Raw genomic sequence first — 23,248 nt, 5'->3', positions numbered from 1 at the left:
TTTAAGATTTGGACTGCCGCTTGGCAGCCTTCGATGCGTTTTCAACATCCGACACGCGAACCGTGGTCTTGAGAACGCCTTGACGACCGTCCTGATAGGTCACAGCGATTTCGAGATCTGTCTCGTCATCGCCAGCATAGATCGCCTCGACGAGCTTGGCATACCGTTCCTCCAGAAAGGCCCGGCGAAGCTTTCGGCTGCGGGTCAACTCGCCTTCATCCGGGTCGAGTTCCTTGGGAAAATTCGCAAAACGTGCCACGCGCGAGCCTTCGGGCAGGAGCGCATTGATGCGCGCCACTTCGCCTTTGATAAGGTCCAGAACTTCGGGTTTCTGCGACAGATCGGTGTAGGTCGAAAAGCTGATCTTGTTCTCTTCCGCCCAACGCCCGAGAACTTCCATATCGATATTGATAAGCGCGCTGACGAAATTCCGGCGTTCGTCGCCCAATGTCATGAGGTCCTTGATGAAGGGGCTATACCGCAACCGCGTTTCGATGAACTGCGGCGGATAGCTGTGACCGTTTGCCAGGCGGCGCATGTCCTTGACACGGTCAAAGAACAATAGCTCGCCGTCGTCGGTCATCGAGACCGCATCACCGGTCTTGTACCAACCGTCTTCGGTCAGCACCTCTGCGGTCTTTTCGGGCTTGCCGTGATAGCCGCCGAAGCCCGATCCGCCACGCACCTGAAGCTCCCCTTCGTCCGAGACCCTGTATTCCAGCGGTTCGCCGTAGTTCGTGTTGCTTTGCATCCAGCTGCCGCTGGTTTCCAGCTGATAGCTTTCGCCGACATGCGCGGTCAGAAGGCCGATTTCGGTCGCGCCATACACGTTGCGCAGCTTAACCCCCATCGCGTGGAACATACGAAAGACGTCAGGTGCCATCAGGGCGCCGCCGCTCATTGCGTTTTTGGCCTTACCAAGGCCAAGATTGTCGCGCAGGTGATGCAGCACCAGAGCTTCGGCAAAGGGAAGCTGCAGGCGTGCGGCAAGGCTGGGGCTACGCCCTTCCAGCCGCTCGACGTAAACGTTGCGGCCAACCTTCATGCCCCAATTGTACATCGCATTGCGGAACTTGCCCGCGCCCAGCATCCGGGCCTGAACGATGGAGGCGAGGTTTTCCCACTGGCGCGGACTGAACACCAGTGCATCAACCGCCAGTTCGCGAATGTTGGTCAGTACGTCTTCAGGGCCTTCGGGAAAATTGACGACCATGGGCGCGATCAAACCGATCGACAGGCCGAAAATCTGTTCCGTGACCCAGGCAGGCGAAATGTAGGTCAGGTATTCGGTGCCCGGCGCGATTTCGATTGCCCCCATCACCCGCGAGCAATTGTCGAACAGGTAGCGATGGCTGATGACAACGCCCTTGGGTTTTCCCGTGGTCCCCGAAGTATAGGACAGCAAGGCGGTATCGTCCGCCCGTCCACGTTTTACGTGTTCTTCAAATCTGGCGGGTTCCTTGGCGTGGATCTGACGCCCTGCCGCGCTCACACTTTCAAACGAATGCAACAGGGGATGATCATAGCCCCACAGACCGGAATCGTCCCAGTAAACGACCGCCAGGGCGCCCGAGTACTTGCCCGCAATCTCGATGCATTTATCGACCTGCTCCTGATCCTGCGCCAGAAAAACCCGCGTTTGCGAGTCTTCGGCCAGATACAGAATCTCTTCAGCGTTTTGATCCGGATAGACAGACAGGACTTTGCCGCCTAACGACTGGACGGCGTATTCAGCCCAGAAATGTTCGGGTTCGTTTTCGCCAATCATCATGACGGATTCGCCAGCCGACAAGCCCAGGTTCTCCAACCCGAGAGCCAGGGCGCGAACCCTGTCAAGAACATCGGCCCAGGTGAATTCACGCCAGATGCCCAGGCGCTTGTGCCGTTCGGCGAGGTTGGTCGGTGTGGATGTCGCTCGCGCGAGCAAAACCTGCGGCAGGGTTTCGCTATGTGTCACTGCTGGGTCCGAAAAGACCATTGCTGTCCGTTGTTTGACCATGCCGCTACCCCAGATATGCCTTTATGACAGCCGGGTCCTTCTGGATTTCTTCCGGGGTGCCTTCGGCGATGACCCGCCCGAAATCCAGCACCACGATCCGGTCGGCAAGGTCCATCACGACGCCCATGTCGTGCTCCACCAGAACTACCGGAATCTTGCGCGCCTCGCGCACATCGAGAATGAAGCGCGCCAGGTCTTCTTTTTCCTCCGAGTTCATGCCGGCCATCGGTTCATCCATCAGCAGGATCGACGGTTCCTGCGCCAATGCACGGCCCAGATCGACACGCTTGCGCAACCCATACCCCAACGTGCCCACGGGCCGGTTGCGGATTGCCTCGATCTCGAGAAAATCGATGATCTCCTCTGCGGCTTCACGATGTTCCGATTCCTCGCGCATCACGGGACCGAACTGGAAAAAGGCCTGGACTACATTCGATTTCATCAGCATGTGGCGGCCGATCATAATGTTTTCCACCACCGTCTGCCCGGCAAAAAGATGGGTGCCCTGAAACGTCCGCGCCAGACCGCGCCGGGCGATCTGGTCAACACGCAGGCCGGTCACGTCCTGCCCGGACAATTCGACACGGCCCTTCTGCGGACGGTAGAAGCCCGCAGTCACGTTCAGAAGTGATGTTTTTCCGGCACCATTCGGACCGATAATTGCAAGCAATTCATCGTCGGCCACGGAGATGCTCACATCGTCGAGCGCGGTCACACCGCCAAATTTCAAAGTTGCGCCACGCACCGCAAGCGGTGACGATACGTGCCCGTTATTCGTGGTCATGTTACAACCCGTGCTTTTCCCCAACACCTCATGGAGGCACGCATAGCCTGACCGCACGGTTTTCCGTTGGTTACGAGTTTTCCTCGCATCGTTCCTCCTCCCACCTCTTAATTCAGAGGTTTGCCTGGTCTATTTTACCAAGTCTCTCCGCGCAGCCTAACAGATGTTTGAAAAATTGGTCAACAACTGAATCCGCTACCAAAGGAAACCGATCAGACAGCCGCGTACTCTGCGGAAAAGCTTCGAAGACCGTTTTGATCCTGACACCAGACTGTCCCGGAGGTGCCGGTCTCTTCATTGTGCAGTTGCAATTCGCAGGGCAGGGTGAGTGGCGCGAGGCCGCGGAACGAAAACCGGTGGGGCGATGTTTTCAACGCATCCGCCGCCAGATTCAGAAGCAGCGTGGCCTGCAATGGGCCATGCACAACAAGCCCGGAATAGGCTTCGGTTTCGGTGGCGTAGACGTAATCATAGTGAATGCGATGGGCATTGAACGTCAGCGCCGAATAGCGAAACAGAAGAACAGGATCCGGTGTCAGCGTCGATCTAAGCGTGGTGGGGTCACCCGCGTCAGCTGCGCTCTCGCCCGTGCGGGGGGTGGAAATCTCACGATAAACGATCGTTTGCTGCTCCCGGATACAAAGCCGGTTGCCACTCAGATACTCATGTTCGACGGTCACAAACACCAATGGTCCACTACGGCCCTGCTTGGCCACAATATCCCTGATCGAAGAGCGCCGGGTGATGGTTTCGCCGATTTTCAGCGGCGCGATATGTTTAACATCGCCGCCGGCCCACATCCGGGCGGGCAGCGGGACAGGGGGTAGGAATCCACCCCTTGCGGCATGGCCGTCTTCTGACAGGGCGGTCGCTGGCACGGTATCAAGGGAAATGCACCAATGAATTCCCAGCGGGACATCGCCTGATCCGTCCCAAAGATGCGGACCGAGCGTGGCGCGGAATTTGTCGATCAGCCCCTCCGTCAGAACGTCTTCTTTAGTCTCGGTGCGTCCCAGCCAGGGCGCCAGCGCGTCAAGGTCGATCTCACCCATAATCCTGGCCTTCAGAACGATCTTGGCATGCCGAGGATATGTTCTCCGACATATGACAGGATCAGGTTGGTCGAGATCGGGGCGACCTGATAGAGGCGCGCCTCGCGGAACTTGCGCTCGACATCGTATTCCCGTGCGAAACCGAAGCCGCCATGGGTCTGGATGCAGGCATTGGCCGCTTCCCAGCTGGCCTCCGAAGCCAGCAGCTTGGCCATATTCGCCTGTGCTCCGCAATCCAGCCCAGCATCGAACCGCCTGCAGGCTTCAAAGCGCATCAGATTGGCGGCCTCGATGTTCACATAGGACCTGGCGATAGGGAATTGCACGCCCTGGTTCTGGCCGATGGGGCGGTCAAAGACCATGCGGTCGCCGGCATAGGTGCGGGCCTTGTCGACGAACCAGTATCCATCACCGATACATTCCGCCGCAATCAGGGTACGTTCGGCGTTCAGCCCGTCAAGAATATGGTAAAATCCGCGCCCCTCGGTCCCGATCAGGTTCTCGGCGGGGATTTCCAGGTTGTCGAAAAACACTTCATTGGTTTCGTGGCCGGGCATATTGGCGATGGGGCGGACCTCCATGCCGTTGCCGATCGCCTCTTTCAGATCGACCATGAAGATCGACAGGCCCTGCGATTTCTTCTTGACCTCGGCCAGCGGCGTGGTGCGTGCCAGCAGGATCATCAGGTCGGAATGCTGGATACGGCTGATCCAGACCTTCTGGCCATTGATCTCATACCGGTCGCCCTTTTTCACCGCCGTGGTCTTCAGTTTGGTGGTGTCGGTGCCGGTGGTCGGTTCGGTCACGGCCATGGATTGCAGGCGCAATTCGCCGCTGGCGATGCCGGGCAGATATTTCTGTTTCTGCTCCTCCGAACCATGCCGCAGCAGCGTGCCCATATTGTACATCTGCCCGTGGCAATGGCCCGCGTTGCCGCCGCAGCGGTTCACCTCCTCCATGATGATCGAGGCTTCCGTCAGGCCCAGACCCGAGCCGCCGTATTCTTCTGGGATCATCGCGGCGAGCCAGCCCTCGCGGGTCAGCGCATCGACGAATTCCTCGGGGTAGGTTTCATCCTCGCCGAACTTGCGATGATATTCTGGCGGAAACTGCGCGCAAAGTGCGCGCAAGGCGTCGCGCAGATCGGTGTGAGTGTCTGGGGCTGACGTCTGCATCGGTTACTTCGCTCCTGAACCCGACGTTTCAAGAATTTCCTGCTCGGCACGCTGCCAAAGCTCATAGGAAATCGGGTTTTCGCTCTCTTCGAGGATATGACCGACCAGACCGATGGCGCGTGCCATGACGCCAAAGCCCCGCACGATCTTCCAGGGGAAGCCAAATTCACAGCAGATTGCTCCGATCGCCCCGGTGGCGTTAATCGGCAGCATCTTACCCGATTTTTCTTCGGCAACGGCCTGAATTTTCTGGATCAACTCGATGTATTCACCGGACTTGCCGTTCTCGGCAGCGATCTGGAACAGGCGAGGTGTGCGCGGATCGACCGGCTTGTGCACCGGATGTCCGAGCCCCGGCACGATCATCTTGCGGGCGCGGAATTTTTCCACCGTCTCGACGGCCAGCGCATCCAGATCGACACCGGTGCCCAACTTGTCCTGTGGCAGTGCCTCGTAAAGCATTTTCGAGGCACCTTCCATAGAACCGACAAAGACGGTGCCCAGCCCACACAAGCCAGCCGCCACAGCCGCCTGAAGCGATTCCGGCGCCCCCATATAGGTCATCCGCGCCGCCAGGGCCGATGGCGTGATGCCATGTTCGACAAGGGTGATGATGATGGCGTTGAAGACGCGGCTTTCCTCGAGCGTGGCCTTGCGGCCCGTCAATTGCAGAAAGGCCAGATCGCCCAGGTTCATGTGGCCGAGGATTTCGTTCGGCAAGTCGAGCCCGCGCACGCAGATCTTGTCGGGGGTGCTCCAGGCAATGTCGGAGCTGATTTTTTCTTTGCGTTTTCCCATTAGACCGGATCCCACGAAAAGACATCCGCCGAAACTTCGAGCGGTGTGAATTGCGATTTGAGCGCGGGAATGGCGCGCTCGGCGATTTCATCGGCGGTCCAGCCGTCACCGGAGTGGACGGACCGGAGCGGGCGGGGCTGGTTGAACAGGAATATCTCGTTCATCCGCACTGCAAAGATTTGCCCCGACACATCCGCCGCGCGGTCGCTCATCAGGTAACAGGCCATCGGCGCGACCTTGGCGGGGGTCATCTTCTTGACCTTCTCGACCCGCGCCTTCTGTTCCTCCGTGTCGGTCTTGATCGACGATATCATCCGGCTCCAGGCGAAGGGCGCGATGCAGTTTGACCGCACGTTCCAGCGTTTCAGGTCGAGCGCTACCGATTTCGAGAAGGCCGCGATGCCCAGCTTTGCCGCCGAATAATTCGCCTGCGCCAGATTGCCGATCAGCCCCGAGGTCGAGGTCATGTGCACGAGCGCGCCGCTTTCCTGTTCGCGGAAATAGTCGGCGGCCGCGCGGCTGGTATTGAAGGCACCATAAAGATGGACCTTCACCACCGCGTCGAAATCCTCATAGGTCATCTTGTGGAAGTAACCGTCGCGCAGAATGCCGGCGTTGTTTACCACCGCGTCGATGCGACCGAATTCCTTGACCCCGGCTTCGATCATCGCGCGCGCGGCATCGGGATCGGTGACAGAGCCGCCATCGGCAATGGCATCGCCCCCAGCGGCCCTGATCTCTTCGACGACTTTCTGCGCCGCAGTTTCTGTCTGACCGGTGCCTTTCAGGGATGCGCCCAGATCATTGACCACCACGGCGGCGCCTTCGGTAGCTGCCATCAAGGCGATATCACGCCCGATCCCACCGCCGGCCCCGGTGACCAGAACGACCTTTCCGTCAAGTGCTTTTGTCATCTTCTTGCTCCCTCAGCGTGACTTGCGGTATTTGTCCAACCCGCCGGTGTGCATGACCCGGCCCATGAGCGGCACACCGATGATCTCTTCTGCTTTGACCGCCGCTGCGATCAGCTTGTCCAGATCAATGCCGGTTTCGATGCCGAGCTCGTGACACAGGAACACTGCATCCTCGGTGCAGACATTTCCTGCGGCGCGCGCGTGGCCGTGGCCCGCGAAAGGACAGCCGCCAAGACCGGCGACGGAGCTTTCGAACATGTCCACGCCCATCGACAGGGCCGCATAAACGTTGGCGATCCCCAGCCCACGTGTGTCATGGATGTGCATACCGATGCGCGCCTCGGGCGCCAATTCGCGCAGGGCGCCGATCATCCGTTTGACCGCCTCGGGGTTTCCCCAACCCATGGTGTCGGCGACCACGAGGATCGGCACGGGGATGTTCTCTTCTTCGCATAGCTGAAGGATAAAGCGGAAATCGTCCAAGATGCGTTCTTGGGGGATGGGGCCCTCGAGGTTGCAGCCGAAAGCGGTCATCACATAGGCCGCGTCGACGGTATATCCCTCTTCCTTGTAAAGACGGACCCAGTCACGTTGTTTTTCCCGCATCTCGGCCGAGGAACAATTGTTGTTCGATTGGGCGAATGCTTCGGAAGGATAGAACAGCAGACGCGGGTCGATATCGACCTCATGCGCGGTCAGGGCCTTGCGAAACCCTTTGTCGTTCAGCCACAGCGATGTGTAGTTCACGCCCGGTTTGCGCTTGATACGCTGGAACAACTCGCCGGTGTCCGCCATCTGAGGAACGTATTTCGGGCTGACAAAGCTGCCGACCTGAATGCGTTTCAAGCCGGTTTCGCTGAGCATGTCGATCAGTTCGATCCGCTCTTCGATCGGGTAAATCTTCTTTTCGATCTGAAAACCCTCACGCGGGCCTTCTTCACGAAATTCTACGAATTTGGGAAAGTCGCTCATTTCATCACTCCTCGGATGGCAGGATCTCGGCGATGACCTGGCCGCGATCGACCATGTCCCCATTCGAGACGGATATATTGCTGGCGATCCCGGCCGCGGCCGCCCGGATCGAGATTTCGAGTTTCATGGATTCCATGACCGCGACCACGTCGCCTTCGGCCACGCTCTGACCGTCGGAGACCTTGATTTCGACAATCATGCCGGTCAGCGGAGAGGTCACGGCGCGATCCGCCGCGGCATCGCCGCCGGCAAAGGCAAGGGGCGCGGCGGGCCGAAAGACCAGGCGGCCTTCGGGCGTATCCAGTTCGATCACGCCCGCGTGCAGGCGCGCGTCGATCAGATGGACGGTGTCGCCTTCGCCGACACGCCAACGGCCCGGGGTCAGTTCACGTGCCGACAGTATCAGCGCCTCGCCTTTCTCCGAACGGATGGTGTACTTGGCACCCGGTTTGACAGGACTGACGCGCAGTTCTTCGGATACCTCGTCAGAATCGGTAAGCGTCACGCGCTGCCCCGCTTCAATCGCATCGCCGCCCAGTCCAAGCCGCCAGCCGGTAAAGGCATCACGGTTGGTCCAGGGATTGGCGTCTGTGTCGCTGCGCGACTGGGTCACGAAGAGAATGGCAGCGGTCGCCTTCCACAGATCTGGGCGGGTCAGGCCGGGTGCCTGTGTCAGCTCATCCAGCCTGCCGTCGATCCAGCGGGTATGCACCTGCATCCGTTCGAATTCATGGTTTCGCGCCAGCGCCGTCAGAAAGGCGCGATTGGTTTCGACACCTTCGACCGCGACATGATCAAGCGCCGTGGCTAGACGTGCCAATGCGGTTTCCCGGTCGGGCGCGTGCACGATCAGCTTGGCGATCATCGGGTCGTAGTAGGGCGTGACGGCATCGCCTTCTTCGACGCCGCTGTCGATGCGCAGGCCCGATGGCAGGCTGAGCGTGGAGAGCGTGCCCGTCGACGGGGCGAATTGCATCGCCGGATCTTCGGCGTAAAGCCGCGCCTCGACCGCGTGGCCGTTGATCGTCAGATCGTCCTGCACCAGTCCAAGGCCCGCGCCTTCGGCAATCCGCAGGTGAAGCGCGACAAGGTCCAGCCCGGTGATCGCTTCGGTGACGGGATGTTCCACCTGAATGCGCGGGTTCACCTCAAGGAAGAAATACTCGCCACCCGCGACCAGAAATTCGACCGTGCCCAGCCCGCGATAGTCCAGCGTTTCGCCCAAGCGCACCGCGTCGCGTGCGATGTCGTCCAGAAGCGTTCGGGGCAGACCCCAGGCCGGGGCTTCCTCGATGACCTTCTGGTGGCGGCGCTGAAGCGTGCAATCGCGTTCGAACAGATGCACCACATGGCCCTTGCCGTCACCTGCGATCTGCACTTCAACATGGCGCGCCTCGGGCAGGAAACGCTCCAACAGCAGCCCTTCGGAGCCGAAGGTGGATTTTGCTTCGCGCAGCGCGCCTTCGATGTCCTCGACCAGCGTGGTCTCGTCAGTGACGAGCCGTTGTCCGCGCCCACCACCGCCGCCGACCGCCTTGAGCAGCACCGGCAGGCCCATTTGGCGCACCTCCTCGGCAATCTGCTCGGGATCGGACCGCGCACCTTCGGCGCCCGAAATCACCGGGACGCTGGCCGCCACGGCGGCCTCTTTGGCGCTGGCCTTGTCGCCGAAACGTTCAAGCGTTTCCGGCGTCGGCCCCATGAAGATCATGCCGGCGGCTTCGACCGAACGAGCAAAATCGGGGTTTTCGGCCAGAAAGCCATAACCGGGATGGATCGCATCCGCGCCCACTGATTGCGCAGCGGCAATCACCGCGTCGATTTTCAGATAGCTCTGGGATGCAGGTCCGGCGCCGATACAGACAGATTTGCCAATCTCGCGGACATGCAGGGCATTGACGTCGGCCTGCGAATGCACGCCGACGGGAATGATACCGCTTGCCCGCGCAGTGCGCGCGATCCGGCAGGCAATTTCGCCGCGGTTGGCGATCAGAAGCGTCTTGATTTTCACGGTTCGCTCCTCACATCCTGAACACGCCGAAGTTGGTTTCGACCTTGGGTCTGCGCGATGTTACATCCAGCATCAGCGCCATGACGTCACGGGTCTCACAGGGCTCGATCACGCTGTCGATCCAAAGGTTGGAAGCAAAATTATAGGCCCCCTGAAAATCTTCGTATTCCTTGCGGATCGGTGCCTTGAAGGCTTCCTCCTCCTCGGGGGTCCAGCTTTTGCCTTCGCGTTCGTTGATCTGCGCGCGGACCTGAGCCAGCACGCTGGCGGCCTGTTCCGGCCCCATGATTGCCGACCGTCCCGTCGGCCAGGCGAACATTGCGTCCGGCTGGAACGGGCGGCCCAGCATCGCCAGGTATCCCGCGCCGTAAGAGCCACCGGTGATGATTGTGAATTTCGGCACCCGGGCCGAAGACATGGCCGTGATCATTTTAGCACCGGCCTTGGCAATGCCCATCTGCTCGACCTCGCGGCCCACCATGAAGCCGTTCACATCGGCCAGGAACAGCAGCGGAATATCACGCTGGACGCAGAGATTGATGAAATGCGTCGCCTTCAGCGCGGCTTCGACGAAAAGCACGCCTGTATTGGCGATGATCCCGACCTCGTGGCCGTGGATGCGCCCCCAGCCGGTCATGATCGTGTCGCCATAAAGCGGCTTGAATTCGTGAAAATCGCTGCCGTCCACCAGCCGCGCGACGATCTCGCGGTTGTCTGTCGGCACCCTGGGATCGCGGCTGACAATGCCGTAGATTTCCTCGACCGGATAGGCCGGCGGGCGCGGCGCGGCGGGCGTCTTGCGGGGCCGGGGCTTTTCGCCCAGATGGCTGACGATCTCGCGGGTGATGGCCAGGGCGTGGGCGTCATCCTCGGCCAGATGGTCGGTCACGCCCGACACCGACGAATGCATCTTGCCGCCACCCAGTTCTTCGGCTTCGACCTTTTCGCCGGTTGCGGCAAAGGTCAATTCCGGTCCGCCCAGATACATAAAGCCCTGACCGCGCACGATCACCACTTCGTCACAGAGCGCGGGAATATATGCGCCACCCGCGGTGCAGGGCCCCATGACCACGGCGATTTGCGGCACACCATCGCCCGACATGCCGATCTGTTGGTGAAAGATGGACCCGAACTGGCCTTCGTCAGGAAAGATGTTTTCCTGATCCGGCAGGAAGGCACCGCCGGAATCCACGAGGGTGATGACGGGCAGACGGTTCTTCCATGCGATCTTCTGGGCGCGCACATGCTTGCGGGAAGTCATGCCGAAATAGGTGCCGCCCTTTACGGTGGCATCATTGGCGATGATCATGCACTGACGGCCTTCGATCACACCGATGCCCGTGATGATGCCCGCGCCCGGTGGCACGCCTTCATATTTGTTCAACCCGGCCAGCTCGCCGAGTTCCAGGAATGGTGTACCCGGGTCGATCAGCCTTTCAATTCTTTCGCGCGGCAGGATTTTGCCTTTGTCCACATGACGTTTGCGCGCCTTTTCGGGGCCGCCGACGCGCTGTTTGAGCCGGAGGGCATGTAGTTCATCGACCTTTTCGCGGTAAGACACGTCGTTGGCGCGGAAGTCGTCGGACCCGGTGTCGAGAAGGGATTTCATTCTTGTCATGGCAGGTCCGGATATTCTCTCAGAACGAAGGCGACCTTGGCGGCACCGGGTTTCTCAAAGGTGTCGGGCGCGACAAGGTGAACGTCGGCCTTGAAGACAAGGGCATCGCGCAGGCGCTGCTCGATTTTCTTCTTGAGCGCCTGGTCATCCGCGGCGTCGCGGTCGGGACCGCGTTCGACGATCACCGTCAGCGCGCCCTGCGTGGTGTGACCCTCGAAATCGGCCACGATGCGCATGACGCCGTTGGTCTCCGGCACCATCTCGGTGATCACGCTGTTGATGGCCGAGGGAAAGACATTGGCCCCGCGCACGATCAGCATGTCGTCGGTCCGGCCGGTGCAGCGGATCTTGGGCCCGGTGCGCCCGCAGGTGCAGTCGGTGTCGAGAACCTCGATGTAATCGCCCGACCGGAATCGCACGAGCGGGCTCGCCCGACGGCCGAGCGCGGTATAGATCATCTCGCCCTCGGCACCCTTTTCCCAAGGGATGATTTCTCCGCTTTCGGGGTCGAGCAATTCGGTAATGATGTAGTCCATGTTGACCATATGCATCCCCGACTGGGCATCGCATTCAGCCCAATAGGTCACACCCAGATCGGTGCCGCCCAGCATCTCACAGCATTTCGCGCCCCAGGCCGCTTCGATCTTGGCCCGGATGGCGGGAATGCCGCCGCCGGGTTCGCCACCGACGATGATCTGTTCGACGCCCAGTTCACTGGCTTTGCAGCCGAGCACTTCGGGCGCTTTGTCAGCCAGGTGCAGCACGAAATTCGGCGCGCCGACGATGCAACGCGGGCGCGTGTCGGCGCAGGCGCGCAGCAGCCGTTCCACGCCACCATCCGCCCCCACAGGCACGTCGATTGCGCCCATGTACTGCAACCCCTGCATCACCGGAATGCCGCCGACAAAACCCTTGGCCAGCGAAAACGCATGCAGCACCATATCGCCGGACCGCACGCCATTGGCAAAGAAACAGCGCGCCGTCATCTCGTGCCACATCTCGGTATCGGCTTCGGTCAGCGCCACGTAAGACGGGCTTCCGGTGGTGCCGGACGAGGCCTGCATCTGGATGATATCGGCCATCGGCGCGGCCCGGTGTTTGCCGAACGGCGGTTCGGCGGCCAGGCTTTCGCGGATCTCGGTCTTGTAGGTATAGGGCAGTTTCTGGAGGTCTTCGATGGTGCGGATATCGTCGAATTCCACACCGGCTTTCGCGAACTTCTCCTGATAGAAAGTCGAGTTTGCCTTGAGATAGGCCATCTGATCGCGCAGCCGCTCTTCCTGAATACGGCGCACCTCGTCGAGCGGCGTGCCCTCGATCGCGTGCCAGAAGCGATCATTTACCTTGTCGGCGGCATCTTCCCGCCGGAAGCGCATTCCAAATTGCATGTCGTTCTCCGTTCCAAGCCGTGGCGATCAATAGGATCGTGGCAGCCCCATGACCTTTTCGCCGATAAAGCTCAGGCACAGTTCGCGGTTCACCGGCGCTGTGCGCAGCAGGCGGACCAGCGGGTACATCTCATAAAGCCCCGTATCTTCGGTAAAGCCCGATCCACCATGCGCCTGAAGCGCCGCGTCGACCGCTTCGATCCCGGCTTCGGCGGCGGCATATTTCGCCATGTTCGACGACGCACCGGCAGGCAGCTTGTTGTCGAACTCCCATGCCGCGCGCCGGGTCATCAGGCTGGCCATCTCGACCGCTGTGTGCGCCTTGGCCATCGGGTGCTGCACGCCCTGGTGCGCACCGATGGGTTGGCCGAACACATTGCGCTCGGAGGCATAGGCCACGCCCTTGTTCAGGGCGAACCGGCCGATGCCGCAGCACAAGGCGGCCAGGATGATACGCTCGGGGTTGAGGCTGTCGAACAGGATCGAGAACCCTTCGTCCACCTCGCCGACCACATCCTCGGGGCCGAGATCCACATCGTCGAAGAACAGTGTCCACTGCTCCTCGGGCAGGGGGATCGAGATCTTCACCCGCTGCTTGTCGACGCCTTTTTTCTTCAGATCCACGGCGAACAGGGTAAAGCCGTCGGTCTTGCGGCTGACCTCGGTATGCGGTTTGGTCCGCGCCACCACGAGGCAGTAGTCGGCCACTTCGGCCCCGGTGATGAAGGTCTTTTCGCCCGACAGGCTGAACCGGTTGCCTCGACGCTTGGCCAGCGTAGTGGCCTTCATCGTGTTCGACCCGGCCCCCGGTTCAGTGATCGCGAAACAGAACTGGATATCACCGCGGCAGGCAGCCGGCAGCAGTTCTTTCTTGTGGAACTCGCTTCCGTGGCTGGCGATATGGGCCAGCGACATGGTCGGCCCGACCACCATCATCAAAAGCGGAATGCCGTGATTGGCGGTGCCCTCCATGAACAGGGCCATTTCGGTCATACCAAGGCCCGCGCCGCCATATTCCTCGGGCACCATGATGCCGAGGAAGCCGTCATCGGCGATCTGGCGGAACATTTCGTGCGGAAACTCGTGCTTGCGTGCGTGTCTCAGCCAGTAATCGTTGTCGAACTTCTGCGCCAGCTGGCCGCCATAGTCGTAAATCTGGCCTAATCGGCCCGAAGCTGCGATTTTGGCCAACTCGCAGAACAATTAAAGAACTTTACGGCTTACTCTGCGCGTGAAGAATCATGGCGACTTGTTCAGCGGCAAATTTGAAGCCTCTGCGGTCGGGAATTCGCTCGGCGGAGATCGGATAGCGTGGCCGCTTGGGATCGATGCCGGTAATCTGGAACCGCTCGCTGCCGGTGCGGAACTCGCGGCCGAAGTCGGAAGGCTGCAAGCCGTAGTGTTCGGCCAGGAACTCGAACCTGTCCTGTTCGAGATTGAATGCCGTACCATCGGAGGCGGGAACGCTGACACGGAATACGAGCTCGAAGGCGAAGCCGGTGTCCATGCCGCGCCATCCGGCGCTCTCGGCTACCAGGCCATGGTTGGCGGCGACCTTCTGGCAGGCCTCGAGCATGTGGGTCTGGATTTCCTCGCATGCCGCTGGCGTCAGCCGGGTTACGATCTTACCCTTTGTCATCCGCTTTTCCGTACTTGATAAACGGTGCCGCGCGAGATGCCGAGATCACGGGCGATTTGCGTCGGACCGTGCCCCTGTTTCAGCCTTTGTCGGATCTCGTTGCGGTCGATTTTCGGTGGCCGGCCCTTGTAGATTCCGCGCTTCTTGGCAGCCACGATCCCCTCGGCCTGGCGCTCGCGCCGCAGATTGGTCTCGAATTCGGCAAACACCCCGAGCATGTCGAAGAATGCCTTGCCGGCGGGCGTCGAGGTATCGACGGGTTGCTCCGTTGCGAAGAGATGGGCGGCCTTCACGTTGAGGCGATCGACGATCACCTGAAGGTCGTGCAGAGAGCGAGCCAGCCGGTCGATCCTGGTGACAACAAGCGTCTCGCCGGGATGGATGAAGTCCAGGATGGTGTTGAGTTGCGAACGCCCATCGAGCGACGTCCCGCTCTTTTGTTCCTCGCGAATGACCTCGCAGCCCGCGGCCTTGAGGGCGGCAATCTGCGCGGCGAGGTTCTGGTCGGCGGTGGAGGTGCGGGCATATCCGATGCGGGTCATGCAAAACTGTTCATTTTGGGTGTGCCGACGCAACGATCTGTTCAATAACGCAGATTGAGCCCAAAATATACATGCTTTTCCGGTCGCGGCGTGTTCATGGCGGATGTTCAGGCCGGGTATACCCAAATTAGCCGCCAGCACTGCCCCGTCGTCTGCGCGGTTTCAATTTCCTGGTCGCTTCCACCAGCCACTCGACAGCGCCGGGCGTCGACTGCCAGACCTTGCCGTTTTCCTCGACGTAATCGGCGGCCTCGTCCTCGCCGCCCATGGTGATATACCCGTCCATAGAGGCCACCAGAGGCTGCTTGCCCGATAGGACGCCAGGCACATGGCTGTTGGCCAGCCAGGCTTCCTCGGCCAGTTTGCCGGCATCCGGGTCGTTTTCCCGGAAGGCGAGAAGCGCCTGCGTGTAAAGCCACGCGGCAGCGCCATCGTCTTCGTATTGCCTGATGAGCTTTTTCAAGGCCTTGATGTCTTCGCGGGCCAGCAGATGCCCGGCCAGCACGTAGCGGATGCCCTGATTGTCATTGGGGTTGAGCTTGAGCATGGCCTGATAATGGCCGATCGCCTCCTTATGACGACCAAGCCGCCAGAGCGCAGCGGCAAGACCTGCCCGCGCGCGCATGTAGGGACGAGTTTCGAGAAAGCCCCAGAAGTGACCGGCATATTCCTCGAACCCTTCCGAACCGAGGGCCATCTCCCCTGCCTCGACACCCTGCTGGTAGTAGTCCAGCACTTCCTCGCCAGACCGCGCTTCCTCTTCGGCTAGCAGCACATAGGCGTCAGCGCAGAGCGGCGACACTTCAAGCGCTTTCCTGGCCAGCGCGATACGTTTGCTGCGAGTGGTCGCCTCCCAAGCCTCATACATGATGTCCTGTGCCGCCTCTGTCGGATCGCTCCCATGGCGCCCGCCGAAAAGGCCGGCCATGAATCCCTCCATGCCGCGCCGGTCCGGCAACGGTGGCCGTATGCTGTCATCTGTCGGCTGCTTGGGAGTCGCCGCTTTCTTCCAGGGCTTCTTTGAGATGGGCATTTTGCTCCCTCCAACTGTGATCACGCCGCCTGCTTCCACTCGAAATCGATGCGGCGCTCGAGATCGAGGTCGAAGCGGCCGTAAGGATTGACATGCCCATAGATCAGCGGTGTAAGGCCACGATAGTCGTCAGGCGTCAACCGCACCGACCATTGTGGCTCGCTCAGCACCGACTGCATCATCCGGGTGTTCACGTAGACCAGCGATGCCTGCAAGAGATGCAGGGCGAGCGCCGAGACCTCCTGATCGTCGAGCCGGTTGGAGGCAATCTCGCCGCCCTTGCCGAAAAATACGAAGCTGGTGGCGCTGTTCCAGTTTTCGACCACGTTGAGGCCTTCGTGGATTTCGCGGCGGAACGCCTCGTGGCGCAGATAACGGCACAGGAAGATCGTCTTCACCGCTCGGCCGAGTTCGGCAAGCGCCTTGTAGGTCGGATGCATCACCTCGGCACGGGCAAAGCGGCGCAGGATCGCTTCCGGATCGGCGATCCCGCTGTGCATGGCGGCGGCATATTTGACCATTTCGTCGTACTGCCGCTCGATCTCATCCCAATTGACGACATTGGAAAGAACGGGCAGCAAATTGGGCAGTTCAGCTCGTAGACCCGGATGTGGCAGCGCCAGTTTCTGGCGTGCAATCGCCTTCAGGCGCGGCGCTAGCTCAAACCCGAGCAGGCGGCAGAAGGCAAAGCCGACAGCACTCTGACCATGGCTGTCGACATATTGCCGCTGGATCTCCATGTCGGTGCAATGCCGCAGCACACCCTTAATCATCGAAGCGACTTCCGAAGACGAGCACCGCTTGAGCTGCGAACAGATGCAGGTCGAACCCTTCTCGACATGCCAATAGATCATTACACCCCGGCCGCCGTAGCGGACATGCCATTCGGTCATCAGATTGCCGTCCCATGCGCCGAACTTCTTCGAATCCGACGCGCAGGCCGTGCCGGTCTCGCCCCAGATGGCGGTGTTGCGGACAGCCAACGTTGCATTGGCGACGCGCCCGCATGCAGTTTCGAGCGCCTCGCGGTGGATGAAACGCCGGCCGACGTGCAGCAACTCCTCGTAGCTGACATCCGAACATCCGGCTGCAACCCGTTTCAGACCGGCATTCGTGCCCAGTCCGTAGAGACACAAGATCAGGCGCCGGTCGAGCGCACCGCGTGGAAGCGCCACGCGAGAAGCTGACGTTTCAAAGGCGTCCAGGAAGCCGGTGTCGAGCGCGGCCTCCTTCAACACATCCAGGAGCTCCGTCATCGGCCAGCGTCGGCCGATCTCGGACTTGACCGATTGAAGGCCGTGCGGTTCCGGCAGCGGATCGAACGGCGTGATCGAGATGCGGTTTTCACCGCGCCAGAGAATGCGCACCTTGTCGTTACGGGGGATTTCGGCGTTCAGCAGCCGCAGTTCCCGTTCGAGCTCCGCCTGGATTTTGCGCGTGAAGGCCGGCGCGTCCGGTGTCAGGTTCAGCGCGCCGTAGTAGGCCGCGCGCCTGGTCTCGAAATCCTTGGGCAGGTCATCGTCGGGATTGCGATAGCGATCGGCGCCCACCACCCAGATTTCCTTGGCCCGGATGCGGTCGCGCAATTGGCTCAGCACGCAAAGTTCATAGCTGATCCGGTTGATGCGCCCGTCCTTGCCGACGATCGCACTGCGCCATTTCGGCGGGATGACGCCGTCGATCGGCACGCCGTTCCTGGGAACGATGCGGCATCCGCCGGCGAGCGTCCGCCTGATCCAGTCCAGAGCTTCGAGCACCGGCCGATGCACGGCATTGTTCGAGCGAAACTCCAGCACCGAAAGCAGCCTCGGCAGGATCCTTCGATAGTGATTGGCATAGGAGCCGCGCATCACTTGATAGATGCGGCGCTCGAGCGTGCCTTTCGCCCGATGCTCCTTGATGATCGCCGCAAGTTTTTCCTTGCCCGCCACTGGAAAGATCACATCGCAAACCCGGCCGTCCGGCGTCTCAATCGCTGCACCCGCGATATCGACCAGAAGCCGCTCCTTGCCGTAAACCTTCTCGATATCGCGGGCGATCCCGGCAACGACTTTGCGTCTCGACCGCACACCTATCTTGTGCACGGTCTCCACCAGAAGATCGATCATGCCGTCGATGATCTGCGCTTGCCGCACCATGAGGAAGACAGCATAGAGGCCGAGTTGCCGCCTTGGCGCATGGCGGCGCATCTCGGAGGCTTTTTCAGCGCCGACCCGCCGGACAATCTGGTCGATCCAGGTCTTGCCGGCGCCCGTCAGCAAGTCCCGCGGCAATTCCAGCTTCTTGATGAATGCCAATCGGTCGGCGAGGCCAAGCATATTGTCCAGCGTCGCCGCCCCGGCATCGCCCTTGATCGTGTGGAACCCCGTCGGGCTTTCCGGATCGGCGAGAGAGGCTTCCATCAGAGCGGCCGTTTCTGGAACAAGCCGATCCTCCACACGGCCGAGAAATGTTTCCAGGAAGCGTTGCCGTTCGGAGCGCACCAGCCGCTCGATCTCCTTGCGCGAGGAGCCGTAAATCTTGTGGTCGCGACACCAGAGAAAGGCAGCATCGAGCATCGCGCCGACCGATGCCGCCCCTGGGCAAACCTCTGTAGCCATCCACTCGACAAGCGCCATGCGATCCGAGCGTTTCATACGCCGAAAACCCAGGTGACGCAGTATTTCTGCACAATGGCGACGTCCCGAGCGCCCCGAAAAATCGTAACCGTCAAGATCGGTCTCGCCGCCGTCAAGCTGGTCGGCCAGATACGAAACCGACTCACCGGGAACCTCATCCGCCGTGGTGGCGAAATATCCGAAGGCTGCGAAGAACTTCAACTGCACCGCCAGTCCGAGCCTCGAACCGGCCGGCTTGGCGTTCACAAAGTCGATGTCGGCAAACGACAGGCTCCATTCCCTGGCCAACGACTCAGGCGAAACACGCAGGCCCATAAATCCGCTCCCTGTTCCAGGAGCAAATTGTCAGGCGAGGAAACCATGGTGGTCAATCCGTTCGCGCAACGTTCCACAACTTGGCCAAAATCCCAGCTTCGGGCCGATTAGGCCTGGTACGCACGAAGGCGCGGTCAGGCTCGACCCGAGAACTGAGCGCGTCATTGCCGAGCAAGTGGATGGCTTCTGGCTCAAGAAGGAGAAGCCAAGCCTTGCTGCGCTGTTGCGGCGTATCCGGGAAGTCTGCCTCACCGAAGGCCTCTCCCCGCCTCACCGCAGCACCGTCCAGCGGAGGGTCTCGGAACTTATTCCAATGTCAGCGGCCCGCAAACGCGGGGAGCGCGAGATCGAGGCCGCATCCACGCCAAGCCCTGGTCAGTTCAATGCCGCCAAGCCGAACGCCCTTTGGCAGATCGATCACACCATTGTCGACGTCATCGTTGTCGACGAACAGTTTCGTAAACCCATCGGTCGACCTGTTCTGACAATTGCCATCGACGTCTGCACGAGAATGGTCGCGGGGTTCCATTTATCACTGGAGGCGCCATCAAGTACGTCTGTTGGCCTCTGCCTTCTGCATGCGGTCTACGACAAGACTGCCTGGCTGGATGAGCGCGAAATCGACATCCCCTGGCCTGTCGCTGGATTGCCCGAGGTTCTTCACTGCGACAATGGCGCGGATTTCAGGTCACGGGCATTGTCCGATGCCTGCAAGGAGTATGGGATGAGACTCCAGTTCCGACCGCCGGCAACACCGCGCTTTGGGGGGCACATCGAGCGGCTGATCGGGACAATGATGGGCGCCGTGCATCTGCTGCCCGGCACAACATTCAGCAATGTGAAGATCCGGGGCGGCTACGATTCCGAGGGCCGCGCCCGTCTCACATTGCGAGAATTGGAGAAATGGATCGCCAGGCCCGAAAGACCTCCAGCGCGTTCACCCAATCCGCTTCCGTCATCCTCGTGGACATCGCCGACCTCCAGAATCAGTCGGCAATCTATGAATCAGACGGAATTCCTTGGCGGAACCCTCAAACCTATACCTGAGTCAATTCGTCCACACGGCCTAAGGCGAGGCGTGCAATGGCGTCCTTCCATGCAATGGTCGTCCTAACTTCTGCTAGGCCACCGGAATATGCCGCGAGGCTCATCGCTGCATCATGCAGAAGAATACTCGCGCCAAGAACGAATGCCTCAGCCGGATTGACGTTGACGGCACCCTCGGAAACTGAAGAAGCGGTGTCCCATAGAGCATCCAAATGACTGATGTCGTGTACCGTCATCGCCGGCAAATCGACTGCAATCCGGGAAACGAGCTGCGCCGCACGCTCTCGAATTGAGAGATATTGCGTCCTGAAAAACTCTTGCTCTTCAATTGTACTATCCGAGCGTGGCGTTTGAAATGCCTGTCGCCAAAGCCATGTTTGACGGAAATTTGGCCCATTAACTGTCATACAATCCTCGAGGAAAATAGCGTTGTGCACTCACTGCACCGGAGCCGCCGCGAACTCGAACTGAGCCTCGCAGCCGTTGTGCGCGCAGACCGGCCTTTTCAGAGCGAATGGCCGCTGGAATTTCGTCCGGCTACATTTCTTGCAAGCGAACTGGCTGCGGAAGGTCTTGAATTCCCCCCAGCGCGTCTTCTCGTCGCCGATCGAACCGTCGCCATAGGGCCAGTCCTGGAAGTGGCTGCCGAAATTCTCGATCTCGCCCTTCACCAAACTGTCGAGGAACCGGTTGTTGACGCCCGGCACCAGCGCCGGCATCAGCTTGGCATCCTTGAGCAGACCGGCGAGCGCCGAGGCCAACTCGCTGCGTTCGTAGGAATAGGCCCTCTCCAGCGGTCGGATGCGGACGCTGACCCCAAAATCTCGGCAGATACCGAGAAGCCATTCCTCCTCGGCCTGGCGCATCTCGTTGGCCGCCGACTGACCCTCAGCCCAACGCGCCTCGATCATTTCGTCGCTGACCTTGTGGTCGGCAAAACGCGGCCCATAGGCCGGATCTAGGCCAATGATCCGGGTGAAGTGCCACGCCTTCGCCTCAAGCTGATCCTTCAAATAATTGAAGAACCGCTCGTCGTGAGTGGTGATCAGGATCTGGCAGTCGCCGAACATGGTGGCGATGAGCCCGGCGATGGTGCGCCGATGATCGGCATCGTAGGAGGTGACGATGTCATCCAGCGCGATGATGGGCGCGCCGACGTTAAATTGCTGGATCGCCGCCATCCGCAACGCGAGCGCCACCGAATGGATCTGTGAGTCGCTCAAATAGCCACCCGGCTGCACGCCCGTGCGGTTTTTGGCGAAATCGATCAGAAGGTTGAGCCGCTGCTGGTTCGTGTCGTCTTCCCCCGGCAGCTCCAGCCGGATTGGCGTGGCGCCAGCGCCCTGGATCAGCTTGTAGATATCGTTCATCGGCGTCTGAAGCTTGTCGAGCAGAGCCTGCACCTTCTTGCGGATTTCGGCCGAGATTATCGTCGCCTGCGCCGTCAAGGCGTTGGAGAGTTTCACCAGCTCATCCAGTGTCCGCAGCGCAAGGTTCCGCTCGGTTTGTAGCTCCAGCAGTCGATCGATCTTCGCCTTCGCCTTAATATAGGTGTGGTCGCCTTGCTTCGATTCGATGTCGGCAATGGCCTGATCGAGCATGGCGAGCAGCTTGGCGATTGCCGAAACAATGTCAGCCGAGGCAGGAACGGTGGTCTGAGGCCAGCCGGCTATGTCTGCTTGATAGGCGATAAGATCAGCTTTCAATGCCGCCTCGCCGTCGCCGAGGTGGCCAATCAACCCCGGCAGCACCGCTACCAACTGGGTATGGGCCTTGGTCGCCGCAGTTTTGGCCTCCTCGAGCGCCTTCTTAGCGGCGGCGTAGTCCGCCAATTCCTCAAGGTGCTTGGCAATGTGTGCCCGGATCGTCTCAGCGCTACCCGCCGCCGTGTCCGCGACAGGTGTTGTACAGACCGGGCAAATGTCAGGTGCCGCGACCCCTTCGGCAAAAAACGGCTCTGCGGCCTTCCACAAAGCCTGAAACACGGTGCTCGCCGCCTTGCCGCGTTCTTCCGTTTCCTTAATCGCCGCCGCCGACAGCGCCGCGACGGCCGAGTCAAAAGTCAGAATCGCACCGCTGACGACGGTCTCGCCGCTCTCCGTGTCCGTCGTCTGCGCCCGCAAGGCGGCAGCCGCATTGCGGATCTGGCGCAGGCCCGCAAGCCCGATGTTGTTCTCCTCGGCTTTGGCGCGCGATTCCAGTTCGAGATAGGCCGAATCACCGGCTGCCAGCGCCGCCAGCACCAGCGATGGATCGAGTGGCGCGAGGATCGACGTGTTGGCGTGGGAAAGCACCGCCGCCTCATCCCAGGTATTCACCGCCTGGGCCGTCTCCTTAGCAAGCTGGGTGTCAACGCGCTGCAGCGCCGTCTCGTCCTCGGCGGCGGCCTTCACCTGCGTGCGCAGCGAACGAATATTCTTCTGCACCTCGACAAGCGGGCCGAGCTGCAGCCAATTGGCGACATCAGCATAGCGCTGTTCAGGCTTATGCGTTTCGACGAACGTGCGCAGCGCATGCCCGCGGATGATCGGCGGCACCGCGAAGCAGGCGTTCAAAGTCGTGGCCACCGCCGGTATCAGTCGCTTCGCCCCCGTCGCCGGTCGGCTGCCGTTGATGACATCCTTGCCCGAGACCACGCCGATCGTAACGGCCGACGCAATCTTCGCCTCCTCAGCCAGATTGTGCGCCAGCGCCACGGGACCAGCCTGGTTATTGATGGCGCGTTGTCCGAGCCGTTCGAGAGTTCCGTCCTCAGAGAACATGAACTCCAGCGCGTCGATGACGCTGGATTTGCCGCTGCCGTTTGGCGCGAAGATCGCCAGACAGCGCTTTTTTCTGAAATCGAACGTCTTCGGTTGGAGATACGCGCGGAACCCAGAAAGTCCCAACGACTGAAGGAAGTAGGGGTCAGTCATTGTCCACCTCTGGCTGCGGAGGATTTGCTCGCTCGGCTGCGAGTTTCAGGATCGCGTCCTTGGCCTGAGCGACGGCGTTCTGAGCCGGAGCCGCTTTCAGAATGTGGTTCTTAAGGACGTCTGCCAGGCCGACATCGACACCCTCTCTCTGCTTCAGACCTTCTCCCAGGGCCTCAAGAAATTCGTCCGGCTTATCTACCAGCTCTGCTTCATCCTCCATGCTCACATGCCCCCCAAGTTTGGCTGTTGTAGACAATACAGCGAGATCGGCCACAGACGAATGATGTTTTGCCGTGAATCCATGCGCCTTGTTCTGGTGAACACCACCCCTACATCTGGTCCTTGCTCCTCGTTAAGTGGACGGCCTGTTTGGAAACGGAGCACGCTGTCAAGACAACCGGTTGAAGCGGATAGTTGCCGTTGAGCGA

General features: G+C 60.5%; 19 protein-coding genes. 1 reads left to right on the top strand and 18 read right to left on the bottom strand.

The features are described from left to right. Position 1 precedes the first annotated feature (1 nt). From GTW25_RS15445 to GTW25_RS15375, 15 genes are all read right to left on the bottom strand, one after another. Positions 2-1,999, bottom strand: a complete 1,998-nt coding sequence (locus GTW25_RS15445) for an AMP-binding protein (RefSeq protein WP_223228100.1) — start codon at positions 1,997-1,999, stop codon at positions 2-4. A 4-nt stretch (positions 2,000-2,003) separates the two neighbouring features. After that, a complete protein-coding gene (locus tag GTW25_RS15440) occupies positions 2,004-2,714 on the bottom strand; it encodes an ABC transporter ATP-binding protein (protein ID WP_234163363.1) in 711 nt (236 codons plus the stop codon). Positions 2,715-2,995: 281 nt separating this feature from the next. Beyond that, a complete protein-coding gene (locus GTW25_RS15435) occupies positions 2,996-3,835 on the bottom strand; it encodes an HTD2 family dehydratase (RefSeq protein WP_027264394.1) in 840 nt (279 codons plus the stop codon). A gap of 11 nt (positions 3,836-3,846) precedes the next feature. Beyond that, positions 3,847-5,010, bottom strand: coding sequence for an acyl-CoA dehydrogenase family protein (locus tag GTW25_RS15430; protein ID WP_027264395.1), 1,164 nt, complete (start codon positions 5,008-5,010; stop codon positions 3,847-3,849). Between the two features lie 3 nt (positions 5,011-5,013). Continuing rightward, positions 5,014-5,808 carry a citryl-CoA lyase gene (locus GTW25_RS15425; RefSeq protein ID WP_027264396.1) on the bottom strand — a complete coding sequence of 265 codons (795 nt, stop codon included), beginning with the start codon at positions 5,806-5,808 and terminating at the stop codon, positions 5,014-5,016. Then, entirely contained in the window at positions 5,808-6,722 is a 915-nt protein-coding gene (locus GTW25_RS15420) for an SDR family NAD(P)-dependent oxidoreductase (protein ID WP_027264397.1), read from the bottom strand. Before GTW25_RS15420 ends, GTW25_RS15425 begins: the two co-directional genes overlap by 1 nt. A 12-nt stretch (positions 6,723-6,734) precedes the next feature. Beyond that, complete coding sequence (locus tag GTW25_RS15415; protein WP_027264398.1) at positions 6,735-7,694, bottom strand: hydroxymethylglutaryl-CoA lyase; 960 nt, start codon at positions 7,692-7,694, stop codon at positions 6,735-6,737. A 4-nt stretch (positions 7,695-7,698) separates the two neighbouring features. Beyond that, positions 7,699-9,705, bottom strand: a complete 2,007-nt coding sequence (locus GTW25_RS15410) for an acetyl/propionyl/methylcrotonyl-CoA carboxylase subunit alpha (protein WP_027264399.1) — start codon at positions 9,703-9,705, stop codon at positions 7,699-7,701. Positions 9,706-9,715: 10 nt separating this feature from the next. Next, complete coding sequence (locus GTW25_RS15405; RefSeq protein WP_027264400.1) at positions 9,716-11,323, bottom strand: acyl-CoA carboxylase subunit beta; 1,608 nt, start codon at positions 11,321-11,323, stop codon at positions 9,716-9,718. After that, positions 11,320-12,711 (bottom strand): phenylacetate--CoA ligase family protein, encoded by a 1,392-nt coding sequence (locus tag GTW25_RS15400; RefSeq protein WP_027264401.1) that lies wholly within the window; start codon positions 12,709-12,711, stop codon positions 11,320-11,322. The genes GTW25_RS15405 and GTW25_RS15400 overlap by 4 nt, the downstream gene beginning before the upstream one ends. 27 nt (positions 12,712-12,738) lie before the next feature. Next, the gene (locus GTW25_RS15395; protein ID WP_290128071.1) at positions 12,739-13,902 is read right to left on the bottom strand and encodes an acyl-CoA dehydrogenase family protein; all 1,164 of its coding nucleotides are present in this window, start codon (positions 13,900-13,902) and stop codon (positions 12,739-12,741) included. 22 nt (positions 13,903-13,924) lie between these two features. After that, entirely contained in the window at positions 13,925-14,350 is a 426-nt protein-coding gene (locus tag GTW25_RS15390; RefSeq protein ID WP_504928256.1) for a hypothetical protein, read from the bottom strand. After that, positions 14,347-14,892 (bottom strand): recombinase family protein, encoded by a 546-nt coding sequence (locus GTW25_RS15385; RefSeq protein ID WP_252913224.1) that lies wholly within the window; start codon positions 14,890-14,892, stop codon positions 14,347-14,349. The genes GTW25_RS15390 and GTW25_RS15385 overlap by 4 nt, the downstream gene beginning before the upstream one ends. A 127-nt stretch (positions 14,893-15,019) precedes the next feature. Further along, entirely contained in the window at positions 15,020-15,820 is an 801-nt protein-coding gene (locus tag GTW25_RS15380; protein ID WP_252913134.1) for a tetratricopeptide repeat protein, read from the bottom strand. Positions 15,821-15,945: 125 nt separating this feature from the next. Continuing rightward, entirely contained in the window at positions 15,946-18,858 is a 2,913-nt protein-coding gene (locus GTW25_RS15375) for a Tn3 family transposase (RefSeq protein ID WP_252913133.1), read from the bottom strand. 175 nt (positions 18,859-19,033) lie between these two features. Here GTW25_RS15375 and GTW25_RS15370 point away from each other — a divergent pair, with 175 nt between their 5' ends. Then, entirely contained in the window at positions 19,034-19,972 is a 939-nt protein-coding gene (locus GTW25_RS15370; protein ID WP_252913132.1) for a TnsB C-terminal domain-containing protein, read from the top strand. Here the strand turns inward: GTW25_RS15370 and GTW25_RS20755 are convergent. From GTW25_RS20755 to GTW25_RS15360, 3 genes are all read right to left on the bottom strand, one after another. Then, a complete protein-coding gene (locus GTW25_RS20755; protein ID WP_443592670.1) occupies positions 19,896-20,141 on the bottom strand; it encodes an HD domain-containing protein in 246 nt (81 codons plus the stop codon). The genes GTW25_RS15370 and GTW25_RS20755 overlap by 77 nt on opposite strands. A 201-nt stretch (positions 20,142-20,342) precedes the next feature. Further along, positions 20,343-22,820: an AAA family ATPase gene (locus tag GTW25_RS15365; protein WP_252913131.1), complete on the bottom strand. Its 2,478-nt coding sequence runs from the start codon at positions 22,818-22,820 to the stop codon at positions 20,343-20,345. Beyond that, complete coding sequence (locus GTW25_RS15360; protein WP_252913130.1) at positions 22,813-23,040, bottom strand: hypothetical protein; 228 nt, start codon at positions 23,038-23,040, stop codon at positions 22,813-22,815. The genes GTW25_RS15365 and GTW25_RS15360 overlap by 8 nt, the downstream gene beginning before the upstream one ends. Between the last annotated feature and the right edge of the window lie 208 nt (positions 23,041-23,248).

Source organism: Aliihoeflea aestuarii (genome assembly GCF_024105665.1).
GTDB lineage: Bacteria > Pseudomonadota > Alphaproteobacteria > Rhizobiales > Rhizobiaceae > Aliihoeflea > Aliihoeflea aestuarii.
This window is presented reverse-complemented; position numbering and strand designations above follow the sequence as displayed.